A 26,186-nucleotide genomic window follows, 5' to 3' on the forward strand; every position below is an offset into this window, starting at 1 on the left:
ACCCGGCACCATGACCGTCGGGGAGCAGCCCGGCTGCTCCCCGACGGTCGCCGGGTTCGGGCATGCTAGAGCTCCCAGCCCAACCCTCAGAGGAGCACCATGGCGCGGTACATCATCCGCCGGCTGCTGCAGTTCATCCCGGTCACGCTGATCGCGACGTTCATCGTCTTCGCGCTCGTCTTCGCCATCCCCGGCGACCCGATCCGGGCCCTCGCCGGCGACCGGCCCCTGGCTCCGCACATCGTCGAGGCGATCCGGGCGCGCTACAACCTCGACGACCCGCTGCTGGTGCAGTACGCCAAGTGGCTGGCGAACGTCTTCCAGGGCGACTTCGGCACGACCTTCCAGGGCCGGCCGGTCAGCGACATCATCGCCCAACGCTTCCCGGTGACGCTGCGGCTCGCGATCGTCGCCTTCATCATCCAGGCGGTCATCGGCGTGCTGGCCGGGATCCTGGCCGCGGTCCGGCAGAAGGGCTTCGTCGACAGCCTGGTCCAGGTCAGCACCGTGGTGCTGGTCGCCATCCCGACCCTGGCCATGGCCTTCATCATGCAGGTCGTCTTCGGCCTCCAGCTGGGCTGGTTCCCGATCGCCGGCATCAACCAGGGCTGGTACTCCTACCTCCTGCCCGGCGCCGCCCTCGCCTCGGTGTCGACGGCGATGGTCGCCCGCCTGGTGCGGACCTCGCTGATCGAGAACCTGCGCGCGGACTACGTGCGGACCGCGACCGCCAAGGGGATGAAGCGCAGCCGGGTGGTCGGGCGGCACGCCATGCGCAACTCGCTGATCCCGGTCGTCACCTTCCTCGGTGCCGACCTGGGCTCGATGCTGGGCGGCACCATCATCATCGAGGGCATCTTCAACATGCCCGGCCTCGGCGGAGAGGTCTTCCGCGCCGTCCGCGCCCAGGAGGGCACGGTCGTGGTCGGCATCGTCACCCTCTTCATCCTCTTCTTCGTGGTGATCAACCTGATCGTCGATATCCTCTACGCCTACCTCGACCCGAGGATCCGCTATGAGTAACCAAGCTCCGGACAAGACCACCATCCACGAGGAGGCCACGGCCGGCGCCGAGTCCGGCGAGCTGACCGCCCGCGCTGCCGAGACCTCCGGCGACTCCGGTGACGCGGGCGCCAGCCTGTGGGGAGACGCCTGGAAGGAACTGCGCCGCAACCCGTGGTTCATCATCGCCGGGGTGCTGATGCTGGTTTTCGTCCTCATGGCGATCGTGCCGGGGCTGTTCACCCGCGTCGACCCGCGGGCCTGCAACCTTTCCGACGCCCTGCAGACCCCCAGCGCGGAGCACTGGTTCGGCACCGATATCCAGGGCTGTGACTACTACGCCCGCGTCGTCTACGGTGCCCGCGCCTCGATGGCGGTGGGGACGCTGGTGACGCTCGGCGCGGTCGTCATCGCCATCGTCTTCGGCCTGATCGCCGGCTTCTACGGCGGGTTCATCGACGCGCTCATCTCCCGGGCCGTCGACGTCGTCTTCGCCCTGCCCTTCCTGCTCGGCGCCATCGTCTTCCTCAACGTCATCGAGAACCGCGGGCTGATGGAGGTGGCGCTGGTGCTCATCGTCTTCGGCTGGCCCACCATGACGCGGCTCATGCGCTCGTCGGTGATCTCCGTCAAGGCCAACGACTACGTCGCCGCCGCGCGCGGGCTCGGCGCCAGCGACCTGACGATCATGCGGAGGCACATCCTGTCCAACGCGCTGGCTCCCGTGGTGGTCTACGCCACCATCTACGTCGGGATCATCATCGGCGCCGAGGCGACGCTGACCTTCCTGGGCGTCGGTCTGCAGCTGCCCTCGATATCCTGGGGGCTGCAGCTGTCCGGAGCCCAGACGAGGATCATGACCCACCCGCACCTGATCCTCTTCCCCGCCGTCTTCGTCGGGCTGGCGGTCTTCTCCTTCATGATGATGGGTGACGCCCTGCGCGACGCCCTCGACCCCAAGAGGCGGTGAGCCGATGACCGACAAGACGCCCGACACGACCTCGACCGACGAGACCTTGACCAGCCCGACCCGCACCCGGCGAGGCACCCGGACCAGAGGCGGTGTCGGCAGCCCCGACCCGTCCGCACCGCTGCTGGACGTCACCGAACTCCAGGTCGAGTTCCGGACCCGGTATGGCGTGGCCAAGGCCGTCAACGGCGTCTCCTTCAGCGTCGACGAGGGGCAGACGCTGGCGATCCTGGGGGAGTCCGGCTCCGGCAAGTCGGTGACCGCCCAGGCGATCATGGGCATCGTCGACAGCCCGCCCGGCTTCGTCACCGGTGGCCAGGTGCGCTTCCGCGGCCAGGACCTGCTGCAGATGTCCGAGGAGCAGCGGCGCTCCTTCCGCGGCCCGCACATCTCGATGATCTTCCAGGACGCACTGTCCTCGCTGAACCCCGTCTTCCCGGTCGGGTGGCAGATCGGCGAGATGTTCCGCATACACCGCAAGGTCTCCCGCCGTGAGGCGAAGAAGAAGGCGATCGAGCTCATGGACCGGGTGCGTATCCCGGGCGCCGCCAGCCGGGTCGGGGACTACCCGCACCAGTTCTCCGGCGGTATGCGGCAGCGCATCATGATCGCGATGGCGATCGCGCTGGACCCCGAGGTGCTCATCGCCGACGAGCCGACCACGGCGCTCGACGTGACCGTGCAGGCCCAGGTGATGGAGCTGCTCGGGGACCTGCAGCGGGAGTCGAGGATGGGGCTGATCCTCATCACCCACGACCTCGGCGTCGTCGCCGACGTGGCGGACCGGATCGCGGTGATGTACGCCGGGCGGGTGATGGAGACCTCCCCCGTCCTTGACATCTACGCCAACCCGGCCCACCCCTACACCGAGGGTCTGCTCCAGTCGATCCCCCGGATCGACCAGAAGGGCCATGAGCTCCGGGCGATCAAGGGGCTGCCGCCGAGCCTGACCAACATCCCCACGGGGTGCGAGTTCCGCCCACGCTGCCCGAGGGCACAGTCGGTGTGCGAGGCCGAGCGTCCACCTCTGCGCGAGGTGGTCCCCGGCCGGTTCAGCGCCTGCCACTTCGCCGAGGAGGTCCTCAGTGACCACGCCTGACCCCCGCCCGCAGGACGCCGGTCGGCCGGACGCCCGCCGTCCCGACGATGCGCAGGACGTCGGCCGGCCGGACGCCTGGGGGAGGACGCCGGTGCGCAGGGCGGCCCCCGGCAGCAGGACCCCTACGCGCCGGGCTTCCACCCGGACGCGCCGCCGCGCAAGCTGGTCTCCGACGAGGTCGTCCTGGACGTCCAAGATCTGGTCAAGCACTTCCCGCAGACGCAGGGCATCATCTTCAAGCGCACGGTGGGGCAGATCCGGGCCGTCGACGGCGTGAGCTTCCAGTTGCACAGGGGCGAGACCCTCGGCATCGTCGGCGAGTCCGGGTGCGGCAAGTCGACCCTGGCCAAGCTCCTCATGCGCCTGGAGATGCCGACCAGCGGGTCGGCCCACTTCCAGGGCAAGGACATCTACGGACTGTCCGGCTCGGCGCTGCGCAAGGTCCGCCGCAACATTCAGATCGTCTTCCAGGACCCCTACGCCTCCCTCAACCCGAGGATGACGGTCGGCGACATTGTCGGCGAGCCCTTCGACATCCACCCCGAGGTCGAGCCCAAGAGCGGGCGGCGCAGGCGGGTCCAGGAGCTGCTTGAGGTCGTCGGCCTCAGTCCTGAGCACATCAACCGCTACCCGCACCAGTTCTCCGGCGGGCAGCGGCAGCGGATCGGGATCGCCCGCGGCCTGGCGCTCAAGCCGGAGATCATCATCTGCGACGAGCCGGTCTCCGCGCTGGACGTCTCGGTGCAGGCGCAGGTGATGAACTTGCTGCAGAGCCTGCAGACCGAGTTCGGGCTGTCCTACATCTTCATCGCCCACGACCTGTCGGTGGTGCGGCACATCTCCGACCGGGTCGGCGTCATGTACCTGGGCAAGATCGCCGAGCTCGGCACCGACACCCAGATCTACGAGCACCCCGCGCACCCCTACACCCAGGCGCTGCTCTCGGCCGTGCCGGTGCCCGACCCCTCGGTCCGCGGCCAGCGCGAGCAGATCATCTTGCAGGGTGACCCGCCCAGCCCGGCCAACATCCCCAGCGGCTGCCGCTTCCGCACCCGCTGCTGGAAGGCCCAGGACATCTGCGCCCAGGAGAGCCCCGAGCTCATCGTCCGTCCCGGCATCCAGCACCCCGCCGCCTGCCACTTCGCCCAGGTCCGCGAGGACGTGGTCGTCCACCACGACTGAGCGCACGGTCGGCGGGCGACCGGGCGTGTGCTGTGCGGCGAGCGGGCGCGTCGTCTGCTTCGAACTCACCCCAGGCTGCGGCGTAACCGGTCCGCGTAGTCGCTCGCTTCGCCCACGGCATACTTCACCCGCGGCCAGAAGAAGCCCCGCAGCCCGTCGCCCTTCGTGCGGGGCACCACGTGGACGTGCAGGTGCGGCACGGACTGGCTGACCACGTTGTTCATCGCCACGAACGAGCCCTGGGCACCGAGCGCTTCGCGCACGGCCGCCGCGACGCAGCGTGCACCCGCAAACAAGGGCGCCACCAGGTGGTCGGGCAGCTCGGTCAAGGTGGGTATGTGGTCACGCGGCACCACCAGCACGTGCCCCTTGAAGACGGGCCGGGTGTCGAGGAAGGCCACGACGTCATCGGTGTCGAGCACGACCTCGGCCGGCTCGTCGCCGACGACGATGCGGCAGAAGAGGCAGGTCACCTCGTCCACGGTACTTCCCGCCCGGCTTCGCACGCGTCCGGTTCGGCACAACGTTGCCCTCGTTCGCCGGAGACCGCGCGTCCGGATCGGTTCACCCACCACGGCAGGCGACGCAGACGGTGTGGTTGGTGTCAGGATGGACGGGTGAGGCCTGACCCGGATCTGCGGCGGGACCCGGTGCTGTGGCTGCGCCGGGTCCGTCCTCGCACGCGGCTGATTCGGATGGTGCGCCGCGTCCAGCGGCATGCCCCGCACCTGTTGCTGGCCGCCGCGGCCGCCGGGATCGCCTACTTCCTGGCCAGCCTTGCCTTTGGCCCCGAGCATGCCATCTTCGCCCCGATCGCGGCGGTGGTCGCGGTGGGGCTGTCCGCCGGCCAGCGGCTGGTCCGGGCGGTGGAGATCAGCGCCGGGGTCGTCCTGGGGCTGGTGATGGCCGACGTCCTCACCCGGGTCATCGGGGCCGGCACCTGGCAGCTGGCGGTGGCGGTGCTGCTCGCGATGTCGGCGGCAGTGGCCCTCCGGGCGAGCACGCTCATGGCCAACCAGGCCGCGGTGGCGGCGGTGTTCGTGATGGTGCTGGTGCCGCTGCAGGACACGCCCCCACTCATCCGCCTGGCTGACGCCGTCATCGGTGGCCTGGTCGCGATCGGGCTCAACGCGGTGTTGGCCCCGGACCCTCACCGGGTGGCCCTGGACACATCCGAGCAGCTCCTGGACCGACTGGCCGTAGCGTACCGGCGGCTCTCCCGGGCGCTGGACGGGCGGGACTACCCGCTCGCGGAGCGGACGCTGGCCGACCTCGAGCAGCTGGAGACCTCGGGGCGGGACCTGGAGACCGCGATCGATGCGACGCGGGAGCGGATCACCTTGGGCCGCTCCCGGACCCGGGCGGCGCAGCGTCGGCGGCTGCGGCTGATGGAGCAGCTCGCGGTCCGGGCCGGGGTGATGGTCACCTCCGCCCGCTCCACGTCCCGGGCGGTGAGCACCATGGCGCGACACCGGCAGCACGCTGATCCCGCGCTGGTCACCGCCCTGGAGCAGCTCTCCCAGGCGCTGCTGGACCTGCGCAGCTGGGTCCGCGGCCAGGCCCGGATGACGGTGATCCAGGACCAGGTGCTGCGGACCGCCAGGATGGCCTCCACCATTCTGCGCACCGGGGAAGCAGCCGCGGCCGAACAGGCCCTGGCCTGGCAGGTCCGCGCCGCCTGTGTCGACATCCTGCGCGTGCTCGGCCTGTCCTACTCCGCCGCCGTGGCCGCCCTCGAGGACGCCGCCGGCCGGGCGGACCGCCCACCCACCTGACGCGAGCGATCGAGCGGTGGGGCGGGCGGACTAGCTGCGGACTGAGTCGAACACCGCGCCCCATCGGCTAGCAGCCACCCGGCGCGGCGAGCGCGGGTCGCTCATGGCACCCGGAGACCGCTCGGGCTCACGGCCCCCTGCTCACCGAGCGGCAGGTCCGGGACCTGGTGGAGCGGATGCTGCGCAGCTCGGGACGTAGGGTGGACCTCAGCAACCCCTTCCTGGACGCCAGCCTTCCCGACGGCAGCCGACTGCACGTCGCCATCCCCGACATCACCCGCCGACACTGGGCCGTCAACATCCGCAAGTTCGTGGTGGCCGCCGAGCAGTTGTCGGACCTGGTCCGGTTAGGGACCCTGACGGCCGCGGCGGCCGACTTCCTGGAGGCATCGGTCGTCGCCGGGCTCAACATCTTGGTCGCCGGGGGAACTCAGGCCGGCAAGACCACGCTCCTGAACTGTCTGGCCGCTGCCATCCCCGCGCACGAGCGGGTCGTCACGTGCGAGGAGGTCCTCGAGCTCAAGATCAACCTCTCTACCTCACATCGGTTCGCCAGCGTCTGCGCAGCAGGGGCAAGTGACAGCCGGGCGGCGGGACTGTCTGAGGTAGTGCCACGGCTCGTGGGGGGGCGACGAGGTAGGGGTGGTGCTTCGTAGGAATCGTGACCCTCGTGGTCAGTGCTTCTGCAGGCTCACGCCCATGTGGCGAGCCAATTGCGGAGTCGGCTGGGGTTGGTGAAGTGGTGCACGGATGCGCCTAGCGCGGCCGCGGCTTCGACGTTGACGCGGGTGTCGTCGACGAAGAGCAGGTTCGCGAGCGGACTGCCGAGCTGGTCCGCAGCGATGGCGAAGATTCGTGGGTCGGGCTTGGCCACGCCATGGTCGGCGGTGTTGATGACGGCGTCGAACTCGTCCTGCAGGCCGAGGCGCTCCAGATCCCGTCGCAGCCGCGTGGTCGCGTTCGTGAGCAGACCGACGCGACGTCTTGATCGCTGCTCCCGCACAATGCTGAGCACCTCATGATCCACCCGGCCCGCCGGGATAGACCATTCCTTGACCGCCTGTCGCCCGCCGCCACCGTGCGTCCTGTCGATAGCGTCTGCGATGGCGCTGCGCCAGGTCGCGTCGTCGATAGCACCGGTCACGGCCCGGTGGAGGAGATCGTGGTCGAGGAAGGCCGCTCGGGCGATGGTGCCTTCAGGAAGCCCAGCCCGACGCTCAGCGCCGCTGATGACGGCAAGATCCCATTGCCGCAGCACCCCATCCAGGTCGATGAGCAGCGCTGTCACAGCAGGCAGTGTGACACGGCCGTGCATCTGGGCCGGTTCGGATCGCGACCTCAAGGACAGGGCCGCACCAACCCGTTCACCGCCACCCAGGCTGTTCCGGACACCGACATACGATCGGCGGCAGAACCAGTGCGCTCAGGGGGTGTCGTCTTGCTCGTATCCGATGAGCCAGTGCAGGCCATAAGGGTCGATGACCTGTCCGTCAGTGGCTCCCCAGGGGCGAGCTTGTAGGTCGTCGACGATCTGGCCGCCCTGGGCGAGGTTGTGGAACCACTCTCGGAGGGTCTCAGGAGGGGCCGCGCCAAGCAGGGACAGCATCATTCCCTGGCAGCGGAACGGGGACTGGTCACCGGTCGCGTCGGCAGCGAACAGGGTGACCGGTCCGTCGGAAATGAAGCCGTGGGCGATCAAGTCGGGCGGTCCGTCCGTCCTCCCGAACTCCTCCACGGTGTGCATCTGGGCGGAGCAGCCGAAGACGTCGGCGTAGAAGCTCAGTGCCTCCCGGGCAGTGCCGGGCAGGTAGACATACGGAGCCAATGCGGTCATGGCTCGAACCCTAGTCAATTGGCCATGACGGACATCGGCATTGACGGCGCCCCGCATCCTGCCGACCGTCAGAGTCGGACGCTGTCCTAGGTTCCGTTGTTCAGACGCTGGCGACTTCCAGTGCCTGGTGGATCATGCGGTGCCCCTGCTGTTCGAACGGCTCGTCGCCCACCTGGTAGGCCCAGGCGGCAGTGCCGATCGCCTCACGCACGAGAGTGCGTTGCCACGCGGCGGGCTCCCTAGGATCGCTGCCGTAGCCTGCCAGGAACGCGGCCTCGAGGTCTGGCCGTCCTTCCCATTCCTGTCGCGCGAGTCTGGCGAGGTCGGTCAGGGCTGGGCGCAACGCCCACCGGCCGAGGTCGATCACGCGGACGCAGCCCTCGTCGTCCAGCAGCCAGTTGCGTGGCTGCCAGTCACCATGGGTCGGTACCAGCACCGCTGATGCGTGATCGTGAGTGGCGATGATGCTGCACAGTTCAGTCTCGGTCCCGACATCAATACGGTGTTCCCCATCGAGCCACCGGATCGCCTGAGCGTCCATCCGGGCCTCGCAATCCTCGCTGACGGTCGAGGCCTGCTGGTGGAAGGCTACAAGTAGTTCACCGGCTTGGCGGTAGACCTCCGGGTCACCCGCCGCGGGAGTTCCCTGGACCAGGTTGCCGGGAACAGAAGTGAGGCATATGAAATTCTGCTCGCCGTGGGCGTGCAGGAGCCGGTTGACGCGTTCCCCGTCCAGCCACGGTCCGGTCCAGTCCCTGTGCGCCGCAATCTCACGGCCAATATGGTGGTTGGTCGGCCCGGAGCTCTTAACCACCACCTCACCGACATGGGTCCTCAGGTGCAGGACGACTGTGTCCACCAAACCCCAGCTCATGTCCGTCACGACCTCTGCATCCGGAACCACCGGTCAACTGTGTGCTGCTGAGCCTGGCTGAGTGTCATGCAAGGCAATCTACGAAAGGGCCCGCGTTATGTACTTTGGGGGGTTTGTCGCCCCACCCGATGGGATGGCGGCGGACGCCGTGTTTCGGGAGTCCTTCGACAGTCGCTGGGCAAGGCAGCCCCTGGCGGCAGACATCCCAGGTTCTGGTTGTGGCAAGCAGCGGTGTCGAGGTGCTGCTGCCAGGCCTTGTTCTCGTCGTAGGAGGTGCGGTAGCGCAGGCAGCCGTGGAGGATCCCGACCCAGCGGTTGGCCAGCTGGCGCAGAGCAGCTTGATGGCCGACTCCTCGTTCTCGCAGGGCCTTGTAGTAGGCGCGTGCACCGGCTGAGCCGCGCATGGAGCAGAAGGCCCACTGCTGCAGTGCGTCGCCGAGGCGGCGGTTGCGAGCGTACCGGGCGAGCAAGACACGTCTGGTGCCGGAGGCCCTGGTGATGGGGGCGGTGCCGGCGTAGGCCTTGCGGCCCTTGGCGTCGGCGTACCGGTGCGGGTCGTCGCCGAACTCGCCCAGGATCCGGGCGCCGAGCACCACACCAAGGCCGGGCAGGCTGGTGTAGATGTCAGCGTCCCGGTGCCGGCCAAAATGCTCGGCCACCACCTGCCCGAGCGGCTCGATCTGGGCGTTCAGCACGGTGATCAGCGCCACCTCGGAGCTCACGATCGCGGCGTACGCGTCCTGGATCGGGCCGGGCTGCCGCAGCTCCGGCGCGGTCAGCACCTGCCGGATCTTCTCCGCCCGGGCGGGCACGTCGCGCCGGTTCGCCGCGGTCAACGCCCGGACGATCTTGGCCTTGGACAGCCTGGCGGCGGTGTCCGGGGCGGACGCCTGCGCCCGCAGCGCCAGGGTGTCCGGGTCGTCCAGGCCGCCGAACGCGGCCAGCGCGGCGGGAAAGAACTCCCTTAGCGCCGAACGCAGGCGCAGCACGTACCGGGTCCGGTCCCAGATCATCGACTGGTGCGCCCGGGCGCTGACCTTGACCGACTCCCCGGTCGCGCTGTCCCCGGCGACCGGGCGGTGATGGGCCCGGTCCAGGCGCACGATCTCAGCCAGCAGGTGCGCGTCCGCGGTGTCCGACTTCGCCCCAGAAGTGGAGTGCCGCTCCCGGTAGCGTGCCACCGACATCGGGTTCAACCCGTACACGGTGTACCCGGCCGCGACCAGTGCCCCGACCCACGGGCCGCGGTCGGTCTCGATACCGACGACAATTTGGGCGGCCGCCTCGGCCGGGTCCAGGTCCGCCCACTCCGGTGGTGCATGCTCAGCGACCAGGGCGTGCAGCCGGGTGATTCCGACCAGCCCCTCGGGCAGGCGTCTTCGCGCCAGGATCCGTCCCTGGTCGTCGACGAGCTCGACGTCGTGGTGGTCCTCGGCCCAGTCATACCTATGAACAACATCGCCTTTCCTCCTGCGCCCCGTCGCGTTCCGTTGTCAGCAGCAGCGTGGAGGAGGACTTCCGCCGATCTAATGTCAAGTGCTCACCCGAACGATCTGAGGGCACGTCATCCCAGCAGCGGTCACGCCTCCTCACGACCAGCGGGCGCACGGTCTGCCGCAAGACCTCGACGATCAGATTCGAAGAGTGCTGACCCGCCCGCCGCTACCGGAACCGAGCCTGCCAGAGGATCGGTACAACCCATTAGATGAGTGTGTCGCCGGGGTGGGCACGGGCAGGTCCGATGGGTGCGGTGGGTGATCTAGTGAGATGGAAAACGGGCACACTTGGCGGCCTCGATCTGCTTCAGTGGCCCAGTGAATATCACACAGGTAACGCCGAGCGTTGACCAACTTCCCACCCTTGCCAACCGGTTGAGTCTCTGGCAGGAGGACCCCTGGGTCGGTCACGTGCACCCGGGTGATCTCGGCTGGCACTCGTCTGTCGGACCCGAGCAGATGGCTCGTGACCTGCGGGTCTGGGTCCTCGACGGTGAGCCCATCGCGCTGGGGATGCTCGACGGGTCCGAGGTCCTGCGGATGACGATCGCTCCAGAGTTCGTCAACGATCGGGTCATAGCTCGCCAGCTCGCAGTTGACCTCAACGATGCGGAGGCGGGGGTGTTTGCGGGCGACAATGCCATCGTGGAAGCGCGCGGTGCGGCTGCGCTGGGCGAGGTTCTGAAAGCGGGCGGGTGGGTCGATGACGAGCCATGGACGCCGATGAACCTGGACCTCACCGGCACGCTGGACATAACGCGCTTAAATAACTCGGGCCTTCGGATCGAGGAGGTCGGCCCGGAGGCCGCCCATGCCTGGACGAGCACTCACTGGTCTGCTTTCAAGGGAACACCATTCGATGACGATTCTCGGGCCCGATTCGTCCAGCGGTGGACGCGGATGATGACCGGGCCGTTCGCCGACCGTGCCCACAGCCTTGTCGCCTACGACGCCGAAGGCACGCCGGTAGCCGTGACCACTGTGTGGACCGCCGGCGAAGGCAGGCCGGGACTCATCGAGCCGATGGGGGTGCACGGTGATCACCACGGAAAGGGCTATGGCGTCGCGATCACGATTGCTGGCGCCAGGACCCTCCAGCAGCAAGGAGCAACTTCTGCGGCTGTCGTTGCGGAGGATTCGAATCCCGCCGCCTTGGCCACCTACCTCTCCGCTGGCTTCCTCCCTCTCGGAACAGCCACCGACCTCAAGCGCCCGTAAGCCGCTCTCACCACGAATGTCCGCCCATCGCCACGACCGGTCAGCGGCAGAACAGGATTTCGCGTGAGCCAACGCGTGACCGCAGGCGTTCTGCCGTCACCGCGGCCACCCGAGTCATTCAGGGCGAAGGTGTGTCGAGTGCTCAGCCGCAGCGCCGTGAACGCAATGACTGCTTGGACGTGCCTGGTGTCAGGGGCGCCGCCGCCCTGCACGCAATCCGGCTCGACAGGTCCCGTCTTCGGCCGCGCGAAGGTATGAGGGTGCAGCGTCTTTGGCGGCCCTATTCGAAAAGTCGTAGTCGGAGGTAGGTTGGACCTTCCGGGCTCAAGGAGGTCATGATGGGTTCACGCTTCAGGGCGCTGTACGCGCTGCTGGCCTTCACTCTGGTCGTTTGGGCTTTCATGTGGCCAGCAGTCCTGCCGCTCATCCTCCTTGTCGGGCTCGCTCTCATCGCGGGTGTTCACGCACTGGTCGCCATGGACGTTCGGAGCGGCTCCCCAGGGCAGGGGATGGAACAGCGCATCGACGTGGCGCGGTCGCGCTACCCCAGCGTGTCAAGAGACAATTGGACTTCCCTGTAGGCGGCATGATCGCGCACTAGGTTTCGTGAAGTAGTGTCAATGCGCCGCGGAGTGCGGCAAAGTTGTCCGTGGTGTCGATTACGGTCCGGGAACCGTCGCGCTCGAGGTTCCAGGGCACCCATCCGTCCTGCTGAACGTCTCTCCACGCTGGAACGCGGTGGTCGGGGATATCGGGCGTGCGGTTCTCGACCCGACGGCGGTGCTCGTCCTCATCCGTCAACGACGTCTCGATGACGATGAGCTTGGCCCCTGCCGCGTATGCGGTGGACCTCCAACCGACGCGGGCTTCGGGAACCGGGTTCACTGCGTCGACGATCACACTGCTACGAGTAACAGGTTGGAAGCAGCGAGCTCGTGGATGACGACGTTACCCATCTGCACCGACGTCGTCGCGCAGGCGGCCCAAGGCCGTCTCGACCCCGTCCACGCGTAGATAGCAGGCGCGTGTGGCAGCGGCCAGCCCCTTGGCCAGTGTGGTCTTCCCCGTTCCAGGTCGGCCAGCGACCACAAGCAACCACGGACAACTCACGGGCTCTACCGCTCCAGTCTCAACCCTTCCCGACACCCTCCCCATTCAACCAGCCGTGGGAGACCACCTAGCTCGGCACGATCACGACCCGCGGCATGAGAGTGCCCTTGTCGGGGCGTCATCTGCGGAACTGGCGGGGCCGTGCAGGTCGTGCATGGAGTGAGCTAGGGATGCACGCACTTGAGGCGGGAAGATGCTCTTCTACTGCCAGGGGTCCTCGTCGTAGACCTGGAAGAGGTTGTCGACAGGAGAGCCGGGACACAGTCGGGCCCACTCATCAGCGAGCTCTCCGCTGTTGGCTCTGGACCCTCCGCCATAGGCCGCGTCGGCCCCTGGCTCGGCGATCATGATCTCGACCTCGGGGAAGGTCGCGTAGATGCCCGCCCCGCCCTGGTGGTCACCCCGATGGCCTCGTGCGTTCGGAAGGACCAGCCCCGTGCGCACACCGTCGTGGTTGATCACAGCACAACCGTCGTCCGTGAAGGTCACCCTGCCCTCGAGGAGTGCCGCGTCGCCCCCTTGTTCGGGGTCCCACACGAATGTCGGCACGTCGTACCAACCAAGGTCGGCAGCAGTGGGAAGCCGGGTCGGCACCGCAGCGTCGGGGGGTGCCGGCTCCGTTGCCGAGGGGCCATGTGCTGGTTCGTCGTTGACCATGACGACTTCCGGACCGTCGTAGGCGCCGCAAGTTGCAGTCCAGGACTCGTTCGGGTCGACCCAGCCCCCGGCGTAGCTGAGCGGTTGACCCTCGACCCCGTACAGATCACCGTGTTCGTCAATGACGGCCCGTGCACCGTTGCTGTAGCGAATGCCGGTGGCGTTGGGGAACACCAGAGGAAGCGCCTTGTCCTCCTGACCGGGCTGGTAGAGCATCGTGCAACCTTCGTCGGTGAACCCCAGATGGCCAGTGACTCCTGCGTCCATTCCGCCGTCGCGGCCCCACTCATAGGTCGGGACGTCGAACGTCACGGCACCCTCCGGCAGCTCTGCAGGGCCAGTGTTCTGCCCGCACCCAGCGAGCAGCCCGACCAAGGCAACGCCCACAATGGGGCCGACAGCTGATGTCCGCATCGTTCACTCCTCGCTGACCCGCCCGATGTAAGTTCAGACGCGGCACCGCGCATCTGAGTTCCCGAGCCCAATATGCCAGCACGGCCCGAACTCCCCCGACGGCGGCAGAGAGGTGTTCCGCGGAACACTTCGAGCCAGTCCCACGCTGACGGACCGCGGCATAGGAAGGCGTTGTAGCGCTGGGGTCTGGACGTGAGGAACGTCCTCCTGATGCGCTTGTCGGGCTTGGTATCCCATCGCCTTCAGGAGGACGTCCCAATGTCTAACCGTAGTGGTGTCTCGCGTGGTGACCGGAACAGGAACGCCCGGCTGGCCCGGCTGCGTGCAGCGGTCCCGGTAAGCAATGCAATCGTTGGCATCGACCTGGCCGAGCGCAAGCAGATGGTTGTGGTGTGCGACCACGACTCCCGGGTCCTGGCCCGGCGCACCTTTCGGTGCAAGGCCTGGGACCTGGGGGCGGCGTTGGACTGGGCCGCCGGCCACGCTGCCCGGCGCGGCTTCAGTGGGGTGACTGTGTCGTGCGAGCCGACCGGGCACCGGTGGCGGATCCTGGGCCAGCTCGCCACCGACCGGGGCATGGGCTTTGTGTGCGTGCAGCCGACGATCTCTTCGTGGGCGCGCAAGTCTGAGGATCTGACGTTCGACAAGACCGACGACAAGGACGCCGTCCTGATCGCCCGGCTGGTCGGACAGCTGCGCTGCTACCTTCCCGAGCCGGTCGATGAGACCTGGGGCCGGTTGCGTCACCTGGGCACCCGCCGCGCCCAGCTGCTCGAGGAGCACGTCGCGTGCGTGCAGCAGCTGCGTGACCTGCTCGAGTGCGTCTGGCCCGCGGTCCTGACCGCGGCCGCGCAACCGTTCAAGTCCACCACCTGGGTCGCCGCACTGACCGTCATCCTGCGCCGCGACGGCGGCGACCTGGACCGGACCCGTCGCCTGGGCGCGGCCCGGTTCGAGCGTCTTGTCCGGACCGAGATGGTTCGTCGTGGGAAGGTGCGCCCGTGCCTGCGGATCGTGCGGAAGGTGTACGCCGCCCTGGCCGACCGTGCCGGTGTCCTGGACCACCGGGCCGGGGCGCTGGAACGCGCGGAGTGGGTGCTGAGTGACTGGGACACGGCCCGGGCCCAGCAGGTCGACGTGGAGATTCGCATGGTCACCGTCCTGGACCAGCTAGACCTGACCGGCCTGGTCACCACCATCCCCGGCCTGTCCGCGGTCGGCGCCGCGGCGATCCTGGCCGAGACCGGGGACCTGTCCAGGTTCACCTCCGCCCGGGCCGTGGTCAAGCACGCCGGCCTGGCCCCGCGGGAGCGGATGTCGGGGACGTTCACCGGCAAGGCGAGGCTGACCGGCGCCGGACGACCTGGCCTGCGGACCGCGGCGTGGCGGGCGGTGTGGGGGTGCCTGCAGACGAACAAGGTCTACGCCGCCCGGTACCGGCACCTGACCACCCGGGAGACGAACAAGCTGAAGGCGACGCAGGCGCAGACCATCATCGCCGCGGCGATCCTGCGCCAGCTGCACGCCGTCGTCGTCCACCGCCAGGCCTGGGACCCCGCCCTGGCCGCCGGCACCACCAAGACCCAGGGGCCGCTCGTGGCGGCCTGACCCCCAACACGTCGAGCGAGGCGTTCGCGCGTCACCAGCAGGGCCGGGGCGAGCCTTCCGCGGCATTGAGAACCCTCACCGGTATCTCGTCTGTCATCAAGGGCCGCCCCGGCCCGTCGTCACCGAACCCGATCACACGCTGTCGAGCCACAAGCTCCATTACCGCTATGCAGGGACGACGATGGGCCAACGGCACCCGGACCCACTTGACGTAGAACGCCTCACGCTGATGACAGGGCGGACGAACGCATACCGGCGACGGCTAGCGAAGCGCGTTCAGCTCGTCGAGGGTGCGATGGCCGCGCTCGACCACCCCTGGGACGACATCGTGGCGCCCGAGACGAATGGGCCACTCGAGCTGCAGAAGGACCTGTGTCGCTGCGAGCGCCGCGGCCCAGTCCCAGCCGACCAGGTCGAGGATTCTCGTCCACAGTCGCCTGCGGACACCTTCCAGCGGATCCTGGAAGGTGTGCCACTGGAGGGTGGTGAGATCGGTCGCCCGCGTGCCGCTCCCTGCGTTCCCGATGTCCACGACCGCCACCACCGCTCCGTCACGGACCAGGACGTTGCTCGGGTTGAGATCGGCATGGACCATGTCAGGCGTTCCTCGTGGTGGTGGGACGTCGGCACACACGAGCCGCAGGCGCTCGACCAGGGCCGACACCGCGCAGCAGTACCCCGAGAGGCCGGCGACAGCCGACTCCCGACCGGTGACGACCAGCCAGGCGTATTCCCAGTGGTCGTAGGGCTCGGAGGCTTGGCCGGCCTGGAGCTCGATGATCTCCATCAGCTGCTCGACGAGGGACGGGGTCAGCTCTTGCACGGGAGCCCCGTCGACGAAGTCCGTCAGATGCCACACGTGAGTAGTCGTGGCCCCGACTCCGAGCCAGGCCGGGGTGGGATAGCCGCGCCCGCGCATGTGCCCGACCACTCTTTGGGCTCGCAACGTCTCGTGCAAGTGGTCGGGGTGTGTGCGAGGCACTGCTTTGAGCACTGCGTCTGCTCTTCCGGCCAGGTGGACGCGCATGGCACCCGCGTTGACGCCTCCGGACAGGCGACTGAGCAGGGTGACCTCTGCCCCGACCACGCTGGCCACGTCGTCGAGGACCTCGGCCGGCAGCCCTTCGGGGTGGGTCCCTCGGTTCATCGGATCAAGCGGCCGCTCATCACTCGGATGACTCGACCTTGGTCATTGTGACTGGACGGCACTAGATCGATCCTAGGCGCAGTCTCGATGCGCTGTCATCGGCGTGACAGTGATGTCACGCGCGCCGAGCAAGGGGCCGGCTGATCGATCGACTCTCGCGGGGCCGTGATGTCACGCGCGTCGGGGGAGTGGTGCCGCTATGACCGATGGCGAGCGTGGATGACTTGCCTGTCTCAGACGGCGGGGCGGGGGGGGGGGGCTTAAGGGCGAGTCGAGCTACCGCCAGTTGGCCCAGTCGGGTAGCCGACTTAGGCGTGCTCCCGATGCCAGACCAGCTTGCCGAGCGTCTGGGCCTGCGTCCTCGAGGTCTCCGGAGCGGCGGCGCCGGGCCGCCCGGGCGGTCTTGCCGGCTTGGCCGGGGCGATCTTGGCGACACGTGCAGCCTGGACGTGGCCACTGCCTTGACCAGGGCGGTGACCGGTCCGACGTTGTGTGCCACCCTGAGCTACCCGTCCGAACAGCGGCAGGTCGGCGTCCTGTTCGCAAGCGCAGCGTCTGACACGTTCAGGCGGGGCGACCAGCTCCACCGGCTGGCTGCCACCGCCACGTCCCCGCCAACCTGCGGTAGAAAGCGATGACTGGGCTAAGGGATCCGTTCTGCGACCTGCGTATCGGATCCGTTCCTCACTTTCTAGCTGGACGCAGCTTGTCGGGGTTGCGCACGAGGTAGACGCCGGTGATCTTGCGCTGGTCGTTCACGGCCACGGCCACGGTGAGCTCCAGCCGGTCCCCGGTCCGGATCAGCACTCCGAGGCCACCGTTGAGGGTGTCTATGTCCACGCGCATCTGCGGAACCGGGGTCCGGGCGATCTTCAGCAGGAAGGCCGCCACAGCCTCAGCGCCGGTGATCGGCCTGAGGGCGGCCACGACCTTGCCTCCGCCGTCGGAGAGCAGCACTGCCTGCGGGGCCAGCACATTCATCAGCGCCTGGAGGTCACCAGTGACCACGGCCGCCAGGAATGCCTCGAGTACTTCCGCGCTGTCGTCGGTGGTGCCCTCAGCGTGATCCGTGGCGGTGAGGCGAGTGCGCGCCCGGTGAGCGATTTGGCGGACCGCGGCCTGGGTCTTGCCCACAGCCTTGGCGATGACTGGATAGGGCAGGCCGAAGACGTCGTGGAGCATGAACACCGCCCGCTGCTCTGGAGTGGCCTGCTGCAGCAGCACCGAAAGTGCGTAGCTGAGCTGTTCCTTCATCAGCAGTTGCTGCTCCGGGCTCTCGTGATGGCTGACCAAGGGCTCAGGCAGCCAGGTCCCGGGGTAGGCCTCCCGGCGCCGGCTCACGGTGCGCACCGTGTTCAGCGCGGTGCGGGTGGCGATCGTAGCCAGATAGGCGCGTGGATCACGCACCGTCGATATGTCCACGTCGGCCCAGCGCAAGTAGGTCTCCTGGACGACGTCGTCAGCGTCAGCTCGGGTGCCGAGGACCTCGTAGGCGATGGCGAAGACCATTGAGCGGTGAACGGTGAACAGCTCGCCCTGTTCTGTCGTGGTGGCCACGGGCTTCATCTCAGGGCCGCAGTCGGCCCCGACGGCCAGGTGTAGGACCCCGGTCTACGAGCTTCTTTGGCCAGCCAACCGACGGTCATCCTGCAGACCTGCTCCTTGGCCCAGCCGCCGGCTCGACCGGTCAGCGCCCAGCGGCGGACCGTGTCGTCGGGGTGCACTATTTGCACGTGACCGTGCCCGACGCCGAGGTCCAGGCACTGCAGGAGGTAGCCGATGTCGATCGGTGCCGGTGCCGTTCCGGCCAGGCGAGCGAGCAAGACTCCGGCGGCGTGAGCTCCCAGCGGGATCGCAGACGCGCACGAGGGGCGCAGGTGTGTCCCGGCTGCCCCCTGCACGGTGACTGCGTCCCCAGCTCCGAGGATGCGCTCATGCCCAGCCACAGTGAGGGTCGCGTCGACCAGCAACCGGCCGTCCTCGGCCACAGGCAGGCCGCTGTCAGCGGCCACAGTGGGGACGGCTAGTCCCACTGTCCAGATCGTCGCCTCGGCCGCCGGCTGAGAGTTCGCTCCCGCTGTGGCGACAACCCCGGTGGCCGGATCCACCGTCCCGTCCATGACCCTGATCCCCAGACGCTCCAAGCGTCGGGCCACTGCCGGGGCCCCAGTTAGCGGATGTCCCAGACCCGAAGGGGCCACGACCGTGATCGCTAGATCTGGACGAGAAACCGCCATCGCGCAGGCGACTTCCACTCCGGTCGGTCCAGCACCAGCGACCGTGACCGTCGACCCGGACACCAGCTCGGCAATGGCCTTCGCGGTGGTTGTCGCGGCCTCAGCATTGGTCACCGACAGCAGCGGCGTGGCCTGCTCCCCGCTGCCGACCGCATAGACCAGCCAGTCAAAGTGGAGTGACTCCTGGTCCGCCAGAGCGACCGTCCGATGACCGGCGTCGATGCTCACTGCCCTGGCCGGTAGGTGTCGCGCCTGCGGGTGCAGCACTTCCGCCCACTTCACACCCGCCGAGTCTCGGGTCCTAGCGGCGACTTGGTGCAGCCGGATCCGCTCGGTGAAGTGCTCCCCTGGATCCACCAGTGTCACCTGCACCCTAGGTACGGCACTGCTTCCAGCGAGGCGGTTGGCCGCCATCACCCCGGCGTACCCGCCACCCACAACTACTACGTGCACCATCTCAGCCATCATGGTCCCCTTCCTCGAGAGTTCTTGACGCCATCAAGACACCGACCGGACACGCTTTGTGACAGCTGCACACCAGACGAGTTCTGTCGGGTTCGGTACGACGGCTCGCATGACGGCCGCGCACGCCGCGATGAGTTTGGTCCCCACAGTCTGCTCAAGATCCGTGCCAAGAGCTCGAGCGGGACATGCTCGACGGCGATGGGGCCGCCGATCCACCGGTGGTGATCGGAACGAGTGGTCGACGTGCCTGCACGACTGTCCCACCGGGTGCGGCTGGTCACCTCCGGCCAAGGGTCTGTCACGGCCGACGCCGTGATGCTTCCAGTCACAACTCAAACAGGGAGAGGGATACGTGCAAATCAGCACCGAACCGTCGTACGACGTCGCGCAGCTACTCAGCAAACAGGGTCCGGTCGAGCGAACGCCGCTTGAGCGGGTCGACGCCTTCGGGATCGGGCGCAAGCCTCTCTCACTGCGCTCGATTAGAGCGGGGATGGGATCGTCACGGGTCGGGAAACAGTTTGAGGTAGTTCCCGGTAGCAATCTTGCCGTGCGCTGGGCCAACAACGAGGCTTCACGTGAGCAGGCGGCGGCGGTAGCCCTCGGCCACCGCCGAGGCGCGATCACGAACGCCGAGTTTGTCGTAGATGTGTTGCAGATGGGTCTTGATGCTGGCTTCGCCGATGAACAATGCTATGGCGGCCTCTCGATTGGAGCTGCCGTTCGCGACCAGTTGCAGCACCTCCTTCTCTCGATCGGTCAGCGTGCCGGCGCTGGGCCTTCGGACCTGCCCCATCAGGTGTTTGGTCACCGACGGCGCGAGCACCGACTCTCCACGCGCGGCTGCCCGGACGGCTCGCATCAGTTCCTCGGGCAGCGCATCCTTGAGGAGATAGCCGATCGCGCCCGCCTCGATCGCCGGCAGGACGTCGCTCTCGCTGTCGAAGGTGGTGAGGATCAGCACCCGGGCACTGGGTGCCCGCTCGCGCAGGATCGCGGTCGCGGCAACACCGTCCATCCCGGGCATTCGAAGGTCCATGAGCACGACATCCGCCGCCAGCGCGGTCGCGTGCTCAACCCCCTCGACGCCGTCACCGGCCTCGCCGACCACCACGATGTCCTCTGCCTCCGCAAAGGTGTCGCGAAGGCCGCCCCTCACGATCGGATGGTCATCAACGATCAACAGTCGAATCATCGGTCGGTCTCCTCCTTTGCTCTCGCACCCCCGGGGACGATCGCCGGAACGCGCGCACTGACAGATGTCCCTTCACCAGGTGCGCTCTGCACCTCCACCTGACCGCCCACACCTCTGATGCGCTGGCGCATGCTCGTCATGCCGAAGCCGGCGCCGAGCCCGCTGGTGAACCCGCGTCCATCATCCCGCACGTCCAACAGCACCTCGGTGCCCGTGTACGACAGCGTGACGCCGACGCGCGTCGCCTCCGCGTGCTTAGCCACGTTGGTCAGCGACTCCTGCGCGACCCGGAAGAGCGACACCTCGATCGCCGGGCTCAGTGGCACTCGGGCACCTGTGACCTCCACCTGCGCTCTCAAGCCCTGGTCCTTCGACCATTGCTCGGTCAATGTGCGCAGCGCGTCGGGCAGGTGCGCCCGCCCGAGTTCCTCAGGAGCGAGCGCCTGCACGGACCGTCTGGCCTCGGTCAGACTGCTGCGCGCAAGCCGAAGTGCACGTCCGACGTGCTCTTCCGTCTCGCCCTGCACACTGGCGGAACGCTCCGCGGCCTGCAGCTGCGTGATGATGCCAGCGAGACCCTGGGCCAGCGTGTCGTGGATTTCGCCTGCCAACCGCTGACGCTCGTCCTGCGCCCCGGACTCACGGGCCTGGGCGACCAGTTGCGCATGCAGCCCAGCATTCTCGTGCAGTGCCGCCTCGAGTCGCTCGACGAGTTCCTCCCGCTTGCGTTCCTCTGGTTCGCTGCGCGCAGTCAGCAGGATGCCCACCCCGATCGCCGCAGTCTGCACGGCGACGATCAGCACGAACTCCGCGAGCACCTCCGGGGCCGGATCAGCCCCCACGTTCATCACTGAGCCGTTGAGGGCCACGGAGGTGGCCAGGACTCCGAGGACCCCCAACGGCCACGGCTTGAGCAAGTACGCGTGGAAGAAGCCCGCAATGGTGAAGACGAGGAAGACCTCGGAGTGCGCCATGAGGGTGACGCACAGTGCCAGCAGCCCGACGAAGTAGATGCCCGCCGACACGGGCCGAAGCGTCCTGCCCTTGATGGGCAGCGTGTGCCCGAACAGCACCCACAGCACCGCGACCGCCACCAGCCCGAGGACGGACGCGCCCTCGGACCAGAAGCGTTCACCGGAGGCCGGGAGCACCCACGAGAAATAGATCCCCGTCGAAATCGTCAACAGCAGCCACGGCGTGCACAACTGCAGAAGGTCCCAGACCCGCAGGTGCTCCTCTTTCCAGGCCAACCGGGAGCGATTCGCGATCTCCGCCTCATCGACGATGGCGGACTCGTGCGTCCCGGAGCTCGGGACCTCGCCGGCCCCGGCATCCCGCATCATCGACACCTACTCCCAGCGGAAGGACTTCGCGGCAACCCCGCTCGCGATCACCGCGATACCCGCCATTATGGCGATCTGCAGCCAGAAGGGTTGCCCACCGGCGGTGGCGGTGATCTCGCCCGCTTCGGCGGACCACGCCGTGGTCAGAGCCTGTAGCCCGGGCGGTATGAACTCGCCGACCTCGCGCAGCACGTCGGGCATGAGAACACGGGGCAGGAAGGCCCCGCCGAAGAACATCAGCGCAACGAATAGGAGCGTGCCGATCTGGTTCGCCGCAGCGCTCGTGCGGACCACTGCCGCGGAGATCATGCCGAGTCCGAGCAGTGCCGCATAGCCGACGATGAAGGCCACGACGAACTGCAGTGGCCGCTCGGGCGGTGCTATGTCCAGCACCGCCCAGGCGAGAAAGATCATGAGCGCCGCTGATACGACCACGGAGGCGAACGCGACAATCATCTGCGCGAGCAGGACGCTCCGCGGATGCGCAGGAGTCGTCGACAGCCTGCGCAGGATGCCGCGCTCGCGATACGTCGCAATCACGGCCGGGACGTGCTGCACGGCGATCATCACCATGCCGAACACCAGCGCGGTCGGTGCCCAGACGTCGATGGACCGGAGCCCGCCGGCCTCCGGCGGAGACTCTCTGAGTGCCGGTATGGACCCCAGCCCGAGCAAGAGTCCCGTCGGGAACAGCACACCGAAGGTGACGGTGGCAGAGTCTCGAAGGAAGAGTTTCGTCTCGACCTTGATCATCTTCAGGAGAGCACGCATCAGTCAGCCTTCCTCTCGGAGGGTTCGGGGGATTCCGGGGCGCGTCCCGTGAAGGCAACGAACGCGTCGTCGAGGTTGCGTTGGGCGACGCGGAGATCCTCCGCCACGACCTGCGCCCTCGCGAGAGCCCGTGCGACGCTGCTGAGCAGCTGTCCCCTGCCGGTGACCAGCCAGCGGCCCTGGGTGATCTCGACAGTGGTCACGTCGGGAAGCTCGGTCAGAAGACTCTTGTCCAGCGGCTGACTCACGCGGAACTGGACCTGCTGCACCGCGCTCACCTGCGCAATCAGCCCTGCCGGCGTATCCACTGCGGCAACCCGGCCGCCATCGATGACGGCGATCCGGTCGCTGAGGCGCTCTGCTTCATCCATGAAGTGCGTGACAAGGAGGATCGTGACGCCCGTGTCACGCACCCGCTCGATGAGCCGCCAGGTGTCGCGCCTCGCCTGCGGGTCCAGTCCCGTCGTGAGCTCATCGAGAATCGCGATCTTCGGGTTGCCGACCAGAGCGAGCGCGATCGAGAGCCGCTGCTTCTGCCCGCCTGAGAGAGCCTTGTACTGCGTAGTGCGCTTGTCGGTAAGACCCAGGAGCTCCATAAGCTCGCGCCAGTCGGCGGGGTCACGGTAGAAGGAGCTGTAGAGCTCGAGCGCTTCGGCGACCTTGATCGCGTCCGGGAAGCTGCTCTCCTGCAGTTGCACCCCGAGTCGCTCACGCACCTCCGCCCGGTCCTTGATCGGGTCCAGTCCTAGCACAGAGATCGAGCCCGAGTCGGGCGTTCGCAGGCCGGCGATGCTCTCCACAGTTGTCGTCTTGCCGGCACCGTTGGGCCCGATGATGCCGAAAACCTCCCCCTCCTCGACGGTGAAAGAGACGTCGTCGACGGCAACGTGCTCCCCGTAGCGCTTGTGCAGATGTCGTACTTCTAACGCGGTCATACGCTGAAGTTACGGGCGCACCGCAGCCCGCCACATCGACCGTATCGTCTGAGCTCGGGTTGATTCGCGCATCCACCAAGTGGTTGATACAGCAGGGCTGTTTTACGCGACGATCGCTCAGCGAGCACCGTCGTGAGGCTCAGCCAATCTCGACCGGATCGCGGTGATGTCATCCAGATCTGTCTGGCGGCGCGCGAGCTTCGGATTCCAGGTCGGGGTCATCTGCTTGATCTCGATCTGAGCTTGCGGCGAAATCACTCGCGCGCGCACCTCGCCGATCTGGCCTATCAAACCAGCAAGCATGTCAACGGGCCATGGCTCACCTGCCCACGGGCCACCGCCGACGAGGGGCTCGCCCCAGGTGCCAACCACAGGAAAACAATTCCGTGGTCTATCGGGCCGCGTACCAGGTCGATCTGTTGATCGTGGGGTGCGGTGGTGACGTCTTCGAACCCTTCTGCTATGAGCGCGGCGGCTAACCGTGGTGCGTCGTCAGCAAGCGCGAACCAGTCGATGTCGAGGTGCTCACGTGTAACGCTGCCGAGGAAGAAATCCATCGCCCACCCACCGCGAAGCCAGACGGGAGCCGACAGACGCTCGGCGATGCCCACGAATTGCGCAACCGGTGGTCCCTTGGTGATCGGCTCAGTAGCCTGTGACTTGTGAAGTCCCGAGATGTCCAGCGCGCCTACTCTTCACTCGCGCAGTTGTACATCGACCGGCTGGGATCGGTGGAGAACGTTCATCCTGAGGACTTGCTGCTCATAGGGCGACAGTTGGGACATCTCCAAGGTCCCATCCTGGACGTTGGGTGCGGTCCCGGTCACCTGACGGGCTTCTTGCGCTCCGTCGGCGCCGACGTGACGGGCATCGACCTCGTGCCAGACTTCATCGCGCACGCGCGGCAGGTCGGTCCGGAGGCGTACTTTCAGGTGGGGTCTTTGTCGAGATCGTCCGCCCCAAGGCCTCGGTGGCGGGGGTGCTGGCGTGGTGTTCCCTGATCCATCTCGACCCTGATCAGTTGGACGACGACTTGACCGCAATCCGCCGGGTCGTAGCGCCCGGCGGTGCGCTGGTAGTCGGCTCCTTCGAAGGTGGGTGTGCGAGCCCTTCGAGCACAGGGTCATCACTGCGTACCGGTGGCCCATGGACGAGATGGCTGGCCGATTGGCTATGGCCAAGTTCGAGGAAGTCGAACGCTTGCAACGGGAGTCGGAGGGTGAGCGACGTCCCCACGCAGTCATCGCCGCTCGTGCGGCCTAGCGGCGCCGCCCCGCATGCCAGTGAGGCTGGCCCCCGTGCCTGCGTCGTCATTGGGCCTCGACGTCCTGCGTGGCGTGGCGGCCGAACACCGGCGCGAGAAGCAGCCTTCGTCCCAGCCCCACAGGTGGCTGGGGAGGCGTTGGTGTGGCGTCCGGGTGCGGAACACGGCATACGGGTTTAGTTTGCGCGGTATGACCTCTTCGGCCCGCCGTTGGATCGCGACCACGTCGACCCTCGCCCTGGTGCTTGGACTGGGTTCCGCCGTGCCCGCGGCTGGAGCGCCCGACGGGACTGCTGCACGGATAGGTGACACCTGAGCTGCCTAGTCCTCGGGCTGGGCTGAAAGGATGTTCACCGTGACCAAGCCCTACCCCCAGGAGTTCCGCGACGATGTCGTCAGGGTCGCGCGCAATCGGGAGCCGGATGTCGGACTCGATCAGATCGCTAAGGACTTCGGGATCCACTTCACGACGCTGTACACGTGGATGAAGAGGGCCGAGGAAGCCGACGGTGAGCGGCCCGGTGGGGCCGCGGTCGCCTCGGCTGAGCTGCGTGAGGCCAAGAAGCGGATCCGGTTGTTGGAGCAGGAGAACGAGGTCCTGCGCCGCGCGGCGGCCTATCTGTCTCAGGCGAACCTGCCGGGGAAATGATGTACCCGCTCGTCCGCGAGCTGGCCGTTGACGGGATCCCCGTCACGGTGACGTGCCGGGTGCTCAAGATTGCTCGCCAGCCCTACTACCGGTGGCTGGCGGGCCCGGTCACCGACGCCGACCTCGCCGCGGCGCACCGCGCGAACGCGCTGTTCGATGCTCACCGTGACGATCCTGAGTTCGGGTACCGGTTCCTGGCTGATGAGGCCCGCGATGCCGGCCACGCCATGAGCGAGCGGACGGCGTGGCGGTTGTGCTCGGACAACGGCTGGTGGTCTGCCTTCGGGAAGAGGCGGGGCAAGAACGGCAAGAAGCCTGGCCCGCCGGTGCACGAGGACCTGTGCGCTGTCAGCGATGAGAAGGGCCGGATCCGGCACGAGTTCACCGCCGACGCTGCGAACGAGCTGTGGGTGGGCGACATCACCGAGCATTGGACCGGTGAAGGAAAGCTGTACGTCTGCGCGTTAAAGGACGTCTTCTCCAACCGGATCGTGGGCTACTCCATCGACTCCCGGATGAAGTCCAGGATCGCCGTCACCGCACTCAACAACGCCGTCGCCCGGCGCGGTGACGTCACCGGTTGCGTGGTTCACACGGACAGAGGATCGCAATTTCGTAGCAGGAAATTCGTCCACGCTCTTAACCGCCACGACATGGTCGGGTCGATGGGTCGAGTCGGCGCCGCGGGCGACAACGCCGCCATGGAGAGCTTCTTCGCGCTGCTCCAGAAGAACGTCCTTGACCGACACCCCTGGGCCACCCGCAACGACCTGCGGATCGCGATCGTGACCTGGATCGAGCGCACCTACCACCGCCGCCGCCGACAAGCCGCTCTGGGCCGGTTGACCCCCATCGACTACGAGACCATCATGACCACACCAGCCAATCAGGCTGCGTGACTAACCACTGTCACCTGATCGTGCAGCAGTCCCGACCGGGGG

General features: G+C 67.6%; 26 protein-coding genes and 2 pseudogenes. 10 read left to right on the top strand and 18 right to left on the bottom strand.

Annotated features, from left to right (window positions below; translation table 11 throughout):
* The first annotated feature begins 99 nt into the window (after positions 1–99).
* The 4 genes from FY030_RS04990 to FY030_RS05005 all read left to right on the top strand — a co-directional run bounded on the left by FY030_RS04990 (position 100) and on the right by FY030_RS05005 (position 4,253).
* Positions 100–1,023 carry an ABC transporter permease gene (locus FY030_RS04990; protein ID WP_158060546.1) on the top strand — a complete coding sequence of 308 codons (924 nt, stop codon included), beginning with the start codon at positions 100–102 and terminating at the stop codon, positions 1,021–1,023.
* Complete coding sequence (locus FY030_RS04995; protein ID WP_158060547.1) at positions 1,016–1,972, top strand: ABC transporter permease; 957 nt, start codon at positions 1,016–1,018, stop codon at positions 1,970–1,972. Before FY030_RS04990 ends, FY030_RS04995 begins: the two co-directional genes overlap by 8 nt.
* 4 nt (positions 1,973–1,976) lie before the next feature.
* On the top strand, positions 1,977–3,071 hold the full coding sequence (locus FY030_RS05000) for an ABC transporter ATP-binding protein (RefSeq protein ID WP_158060548.1): 1,095 nt from the start codon (positions 1,977–1,979) through the stop codon (positions 3,069–3,071).
* Positions 3,072–3,233: 162 nt separating this feature from the next.
* Positions 3,234–4,253: an ABC transporter ATP-binding protein gene (locus FY030_RS05005; protein ID WP_158060549.1), complete on the top strand. Its 1,020-nt coding sequence runs from the start codon at positions 3,234–3,236 to the stop codon at positions 4,251–4,253.
* A gap of 65 nt (positions 4,254–4,318) precedes the next feature.
* Here the strand turns inward: FY030_RS05005 and FY030_RS16765 are convergent, their stop codons facing one another.
* Positions 4,319–4,735 carry an HIT family protein gene (locus tag FY030_RS16765; protein WP_238348557.1) on the bottom strand — a complete coding sequence of 139 codons (417 nt, stop codon included), beginning with the start codon at positions 4,733–4,735 and terminating at the stop codon, positions 4,319–4,321.
* A gap of 135 nt (positions 4,736–4,870) precedes the next feature.
* Here FY030_RS16765 and FY030_RS05015 point away from each other — a divergent pair, with 135 nt between their 5' ends.
* Together FY030_RS05015 and FY030_RS05020 are read left to right on the top strand one after the other, a co-directional pair.
* A complete protein-coding gene (locus tag FY030_RS05015; RefSeq protein ID WP_238348558.1) occupies positions 4,871–6,028 on the top strand; it encodes an FUSC family protein in 1,158 nt (385 codons plus the stop codon).
* A 137-nt stretch (positions 6,029–6,165) separates the two neighbouring features.
* Positions 6,166–6,555, top strand: a pseudogene (locus FY030_RS05020) (ATPase, T2SS/T4P/T4SS family); the annotation flags it as partial.
* 164 nt (positions 6,556–6,719) lie between these two features.
* On the opposite strand, the gene FY030_RS05025 reads toward FY030_RS05020, so the two are convergent.
* The 4 genes and pseudogenes from FY030_RS05025 to FY030_RS05040 form a co-directional block, all read right to left on the bottom strand.
* The gene (locus FY030_RS05025) at positions 6,720–7,316 is read right to left on the bottom strand and encodes an HAD family hydrolase (RefSeq protein WP_192498726.1); all 597 of its coding nucleotides are present in this window, start codon (positions 7,314–7,316) and stop codon (positions 6,720–6,722) included.
* A gap of 135 nt (positions 7,317–7,451) precedes the next feature.
* Positions 7,452–7,862 (bottom strand): VOC family protein, encoded by a 411-nt coding sequence (locus FY030_RS05030; RefSeq protein WP_158060553.1) that lies wholly within the window; start codon positions 7,860–7,862, stop codon positions 7,452–7,454.
* Between the two features lie 100 nt (positions 7,863–7,962).
* The gene (locus tag FY030_RS05035) at positions 7,963–8,736 is read right to left on the bottom strand and encodes a phosphotransferase (RefSeq protein WP_158062651.1); all 774 of its coding nucleotides are present in this window, start codon (positions 8,734–8,736) and stop codon (positions 7,963–7,965) included.
* A gap of 221 nt (positions 8,737–8,957) precedes the next feature.
* Positions 8,958–10,195 (bottom strand): annotated as a pseudogene (locus FY030_RS05040) (IS110 family RNA-guided transposase); the annotation flags it as partial.
* Positions 10,196–10,550: 355 nt separating this feature from the next.
* Between FY030_RS05040 and FY030_RS05045 the strand changes: the two are divergent.
* Complete coding sequence (locus tag FY030_RS05045) at positions 10,551–11,450, top strand: GNAT family N-acetyltransferase (RefSeq protein ID WP_158060554.1); 900 nt, start codon at positions 10,551–10,553, stop codon at positions 11,448–11,450.
* A gap of 597 nt (positions 11,451–12,047) precedes the next feature.
* On the opposite strand, the gene FY030_RS05050 is transcribed toward FY030_RS05045, so the two are convergent.
* From FY030_RS05050 to FY030_RS05060, 3 genes are all read right to left on the bottom strand, one after another.
* Entirely contained in the window at positions 12,048–12,350 is a 303-nt protein-coding gene (locus FY030_RS05050) for a hypothetical protein (RefSeq protein WP_158060555.1), read from the bottom strand.
* A gap of 48 nt (positions 12,351–12,398) precedes the next feature.
* Positions 12,399–12,605, bottom strand: a complete 207-nt coding sequence (locus tag FY030_RS17260; protein ID WP_158060556.1) for an AAA family ATPase — start codon at positions 12,603–12,605, stop codon at positions 12,399–12,401.
* Between the two features lie 156 nt (positions 12,606–12,761).
* Complete coding sequence (locus FY030_RS05060; protein WP_158060557.1) at positions 12,762–13,529, bottom strand: hypothetical protein; 768 nt, start codon at positions 13,527–13,529, stop codon at positions 12,762–12,764.
* Between the two features lie 360 nt (positions 13,530–13,889).
* Between FY030_RS05060 and FY030_RS05065 the strand changes: the two genes are divergently transcribed.
* The gene (locus FY030_RS05065; RefSeq protein ID WP_192498614.1) at positions 13,890–15,239 is read left to right on the top strand and encodes an IS110 family RNA-guided transposase; all 1,350 of its coding nucleotides are present in this window, start codon (positions 13,890–13,892) and stop codon (positions 15,237–15,239) included.
* A 262-nt stretch (positions 15,240–15,501) separates the two neighbouring features.
* Here the strand turns inward: FY030_RS05065 and FY030_RS05070 are convergent, their stop codons facing one another.
* From FY030_RS05070 to FY030_RS16770, 10 genes are all read right to left on the bottom strand, one after another.
* On the bottom strand, positions 15,502–16,386 hold the full coding sequence (locus FY030_RS05070) for an aminoglycoside phosphotransferase family protein (protein ID WP_158060559.1): 885 nt from the start codon (positions 16,384–16,386) through the stop codon (positions 15,502–15,504).
* Between the two features lie 684 nt (positions 16,387–17,070).
* Positions 17,071–17,943 carry an RNA polymerase sigma factor SigJ gene (gene sigJ, locus FY030_RS05075; protein ID WP_238348559.1) on the bottom strand — a complete coding sequence of 291 codons (873 nt, stop codon included), beginning with the start codon at positions 17,941–17,943 and terminating at the stop codon, positions 17,071–17,073.
* A gap of 5 nt (positions 17,944–17,948) precedes the next feature.
* Positions 17,949–19,091 carry an NAD(P)/FAD-dependent oxidoreductase gene (locus tag FY030_RS05080; RefSeq protein WP_158060561.1) on the bottom strand — a complete coding sequence of 381 codons (1,143 nt, stop codon included), beginning with the start codon at positions 19,089–19,091 and terminating at the stop codon, positions 17,949–17,951.
* Between the two features lie 571 nt (positions 19,092–19,662).
* On the bottom strand, positions 19,663–20,283 hold the full coding sequence (locus FY030_RS05085) for a response regulator (protein WP_158060562.1): 621 nt from the start codon (positions 20,281–20,283) through the stop codon (positions 19,663–19,665).
* Positions 20,280–21,626: a sensor histidine kinase gene (locus FY030_RS05090; RefSeq protein ID WP_202879760.1), complete on the bottom strand. Its 1,347-nt coding sequence runs from the start codon at positions 21,624–21,626 to the stop codon at positions 20,280–20,282. Before FY030_RS05090 ends, FY030_RS05085 begins: the two co-directional genes overlap by 4 nt.
* Positions 21,627–21,632: 6 nt before the next feature.
* Entirely contained in the window at positions 21,633–22,397 is a 765-nt protein-coding gene (locus FY030_RS05095) for an ABC transporter permease (RefSeq protein WP_202879761.1), read from the bottom strand.
* Positions 22,397–23,332 (bottom strand): ABC transporter ATP-binding protein, encoded by a 936-nt coding sequence (locus FY030_RS05100; protein ID WP_158060563.1) that lies wholly within the window; start codon positions 23,330–23,332, stop codon positions 22,397–22,399. The genes FY030_RS05095 and FY030_RS05100 overlap by 1 nt, the downstream gene beginning before the upstream one ends.
* A 117-nt stretch (positions 23,333–23,449) precedes the next feature.
* Positions 23,450–23,623, bottom strand: a complete 174-nt coding sequence (locus FY030_RS16305; protein ID WP_192498728.1) for a hypothetical protein — start codon at positions 23,621–23,623, stop codon at positions 23,450–23,452.
* Entirely contained in the window at positions 23,620–23,943 is a 324-nt protein-coding gene (locus FY030_RS05105; protein ID WP_192498729.1) for a nucleotidyltransferase domain-containing protein, read from the bottom strand. Before FY030_RS05105 ends, FY030_RS16305 begins: the two co-directional genes overlap by 4 nt.
* 84 nt (positions 23,944–24,027) lie before the next feature.
* Positions 24,028–24,231, bottom strand: a complete 204-nt coding sequence (locus tag FY030_RS16770) for a hypothetical protein (protein WP_238348561.1) — start codon at positions 24,229–24,231, stop codon at positions 24,028–24,030.
* On the opposite strand from FY030_RS16770, the gene FY030_RS17265 reads away from it, so the two are divergent.
* Together FY030_RS17265 and FY030_RS05115 are read left to right on the top strand one after the other, a co-directional pair.
* Positions 24,172–24,333 carry a class I SAM-dependent methyltransferase gene (locus FY030_RS17265; protein ID WP_420371881.1) on the top strand — a complete coding sequence of 54 codons (162 nt, stop codon included), beginning with the start codon at positions 24,172–24,174 and terminating at the stop codon, positions 24,331–24,333. The two genes, FY030_RS16770 and FY030_RS17265, sit on opposite strands and share 60 nt — an antisense overlap.
* Positions 24,334–24,951: 618 nt before the next feature.
* A protein-coding gene (locus FY030_RS05115; protein ID WP_420371882.1) for an IS3 family transposase occupies positions 24,952–26,144 on the top strand; the annotation gives its coding sequence in 2 pieces (ribosomal slippage) (positions 24,952–25,236 and positions 25,239–26,144; 1,191 coding nt in all).
* The last annotated feature ends 42 nt before the right edge of the window (positions 26,145–26,186 follow it).

Origin of the sequence: Ornithinimicrobium pratense, assembly GCF_008843165.1 — a bacterium.
GTDB classification, from domain to species: domain Bacteria; phylum Actinomycetota; class Actinomycetes; order Actinomycetales; family Dermatophilaceae; genus Ornithinicoccus; species Ornithinicoccus pratensis.

Excerpts from the sequence above, each read along its gene's own strand:
- FY030_RS05100 (WP_158060563.1), bottom strand. The coding sequence starts at position 23,332 with ATGACCGCGTTAGAAGTACGACATCTGCACAAGCGCTACGGGGAGCAC.
- FY030_RS05000 (WP_158060548.1), top strand. The coding sequence starts at position 1,977 with ATGACCGACAAGACGCCCGACACGACCTCGACCGACGAGACCTTGACC.
- FY030_RS05035 (WP_158062651.1), bottom strand. The coding sequence starts at position 8,736 with ATGAGCTGGGGTTTGGTGGACACAGTCGTCCTGCACCTGAGGACCCAT.
- FY030_RS05080 (WP_158060561.1), bottom strand. The coding sequence starts at position 19,091 with ATGATGGCTGAGATGGTGCACGTAGTAGTTGTGGGTGGCGGGTACGCC.
- FY030_RS05030 (WP_158060553.1), bottom strand. The coding sequence starts at position 7,862 with ATGACCGCATTGGCTCCGTATGTCTACCTGCCCGGCACTGCCCGGGAG.
- FY030_RS17260 (WP_158060556.1), bottom strand. The coding sequence starts at position 12,605 with ATGGGGAGGGTGTCGGGAAGGGTTGAGACTGGAGCGGTAGAGCCCGTG.
- FY030_RS05085 (WP_158060562.1), bottom strand. The coding sequence starts at position 20,283 with ATGATTCGACTGTTGATCGTTGATGACCATCCGATCGTGAGGGGCGGC.
- FY030_RS04990 (WP_158060546.1), top strand. The coding sequence starts at position 100 with ATGGCGCGGTACATCATCCGCCGGCTGCTGCAGTTCATCCCGGTCACG.
- FY030_RS05095 (WP_202879761.1), bottom strand. The coding sequence starts at position 22,397 with ATGCGTGCTCTCCTGAAGATGATCAAGGTCGAGACGAAACTCTTCCTT.
- FY030_RS05090 (WP_202879760.1), bottom strand. The coding sequence starts at position 21,626 with ATGATGCGGGATGCCGGGGCCGGCGAGGTCCCGAGCTCCGGGACGCAC.
- FY030_RS05070 (WP_158060559.1), bottom strand. The coding sequence starts at position 16,386 with ATGAACCGAGGGACCCACCCCGAAGGGCTGCCGGCCGAGGTCCTCGAC.
- FY030_RS05065 (WP_192498614.1), top strand. The coding sequence starts at position 13,890 with ATGTCTAACCGTAGTGGTGTCTCGCGTGGTGACCGGAACAGGAACGCC.
- FY030_RS04995 (WP_158060547.1), top strand. The coding sequence starts at position 1,016 with ATGAGTAACCAAGCTCCGGACAAGACCACCATCCACGAGGAGGCCACG.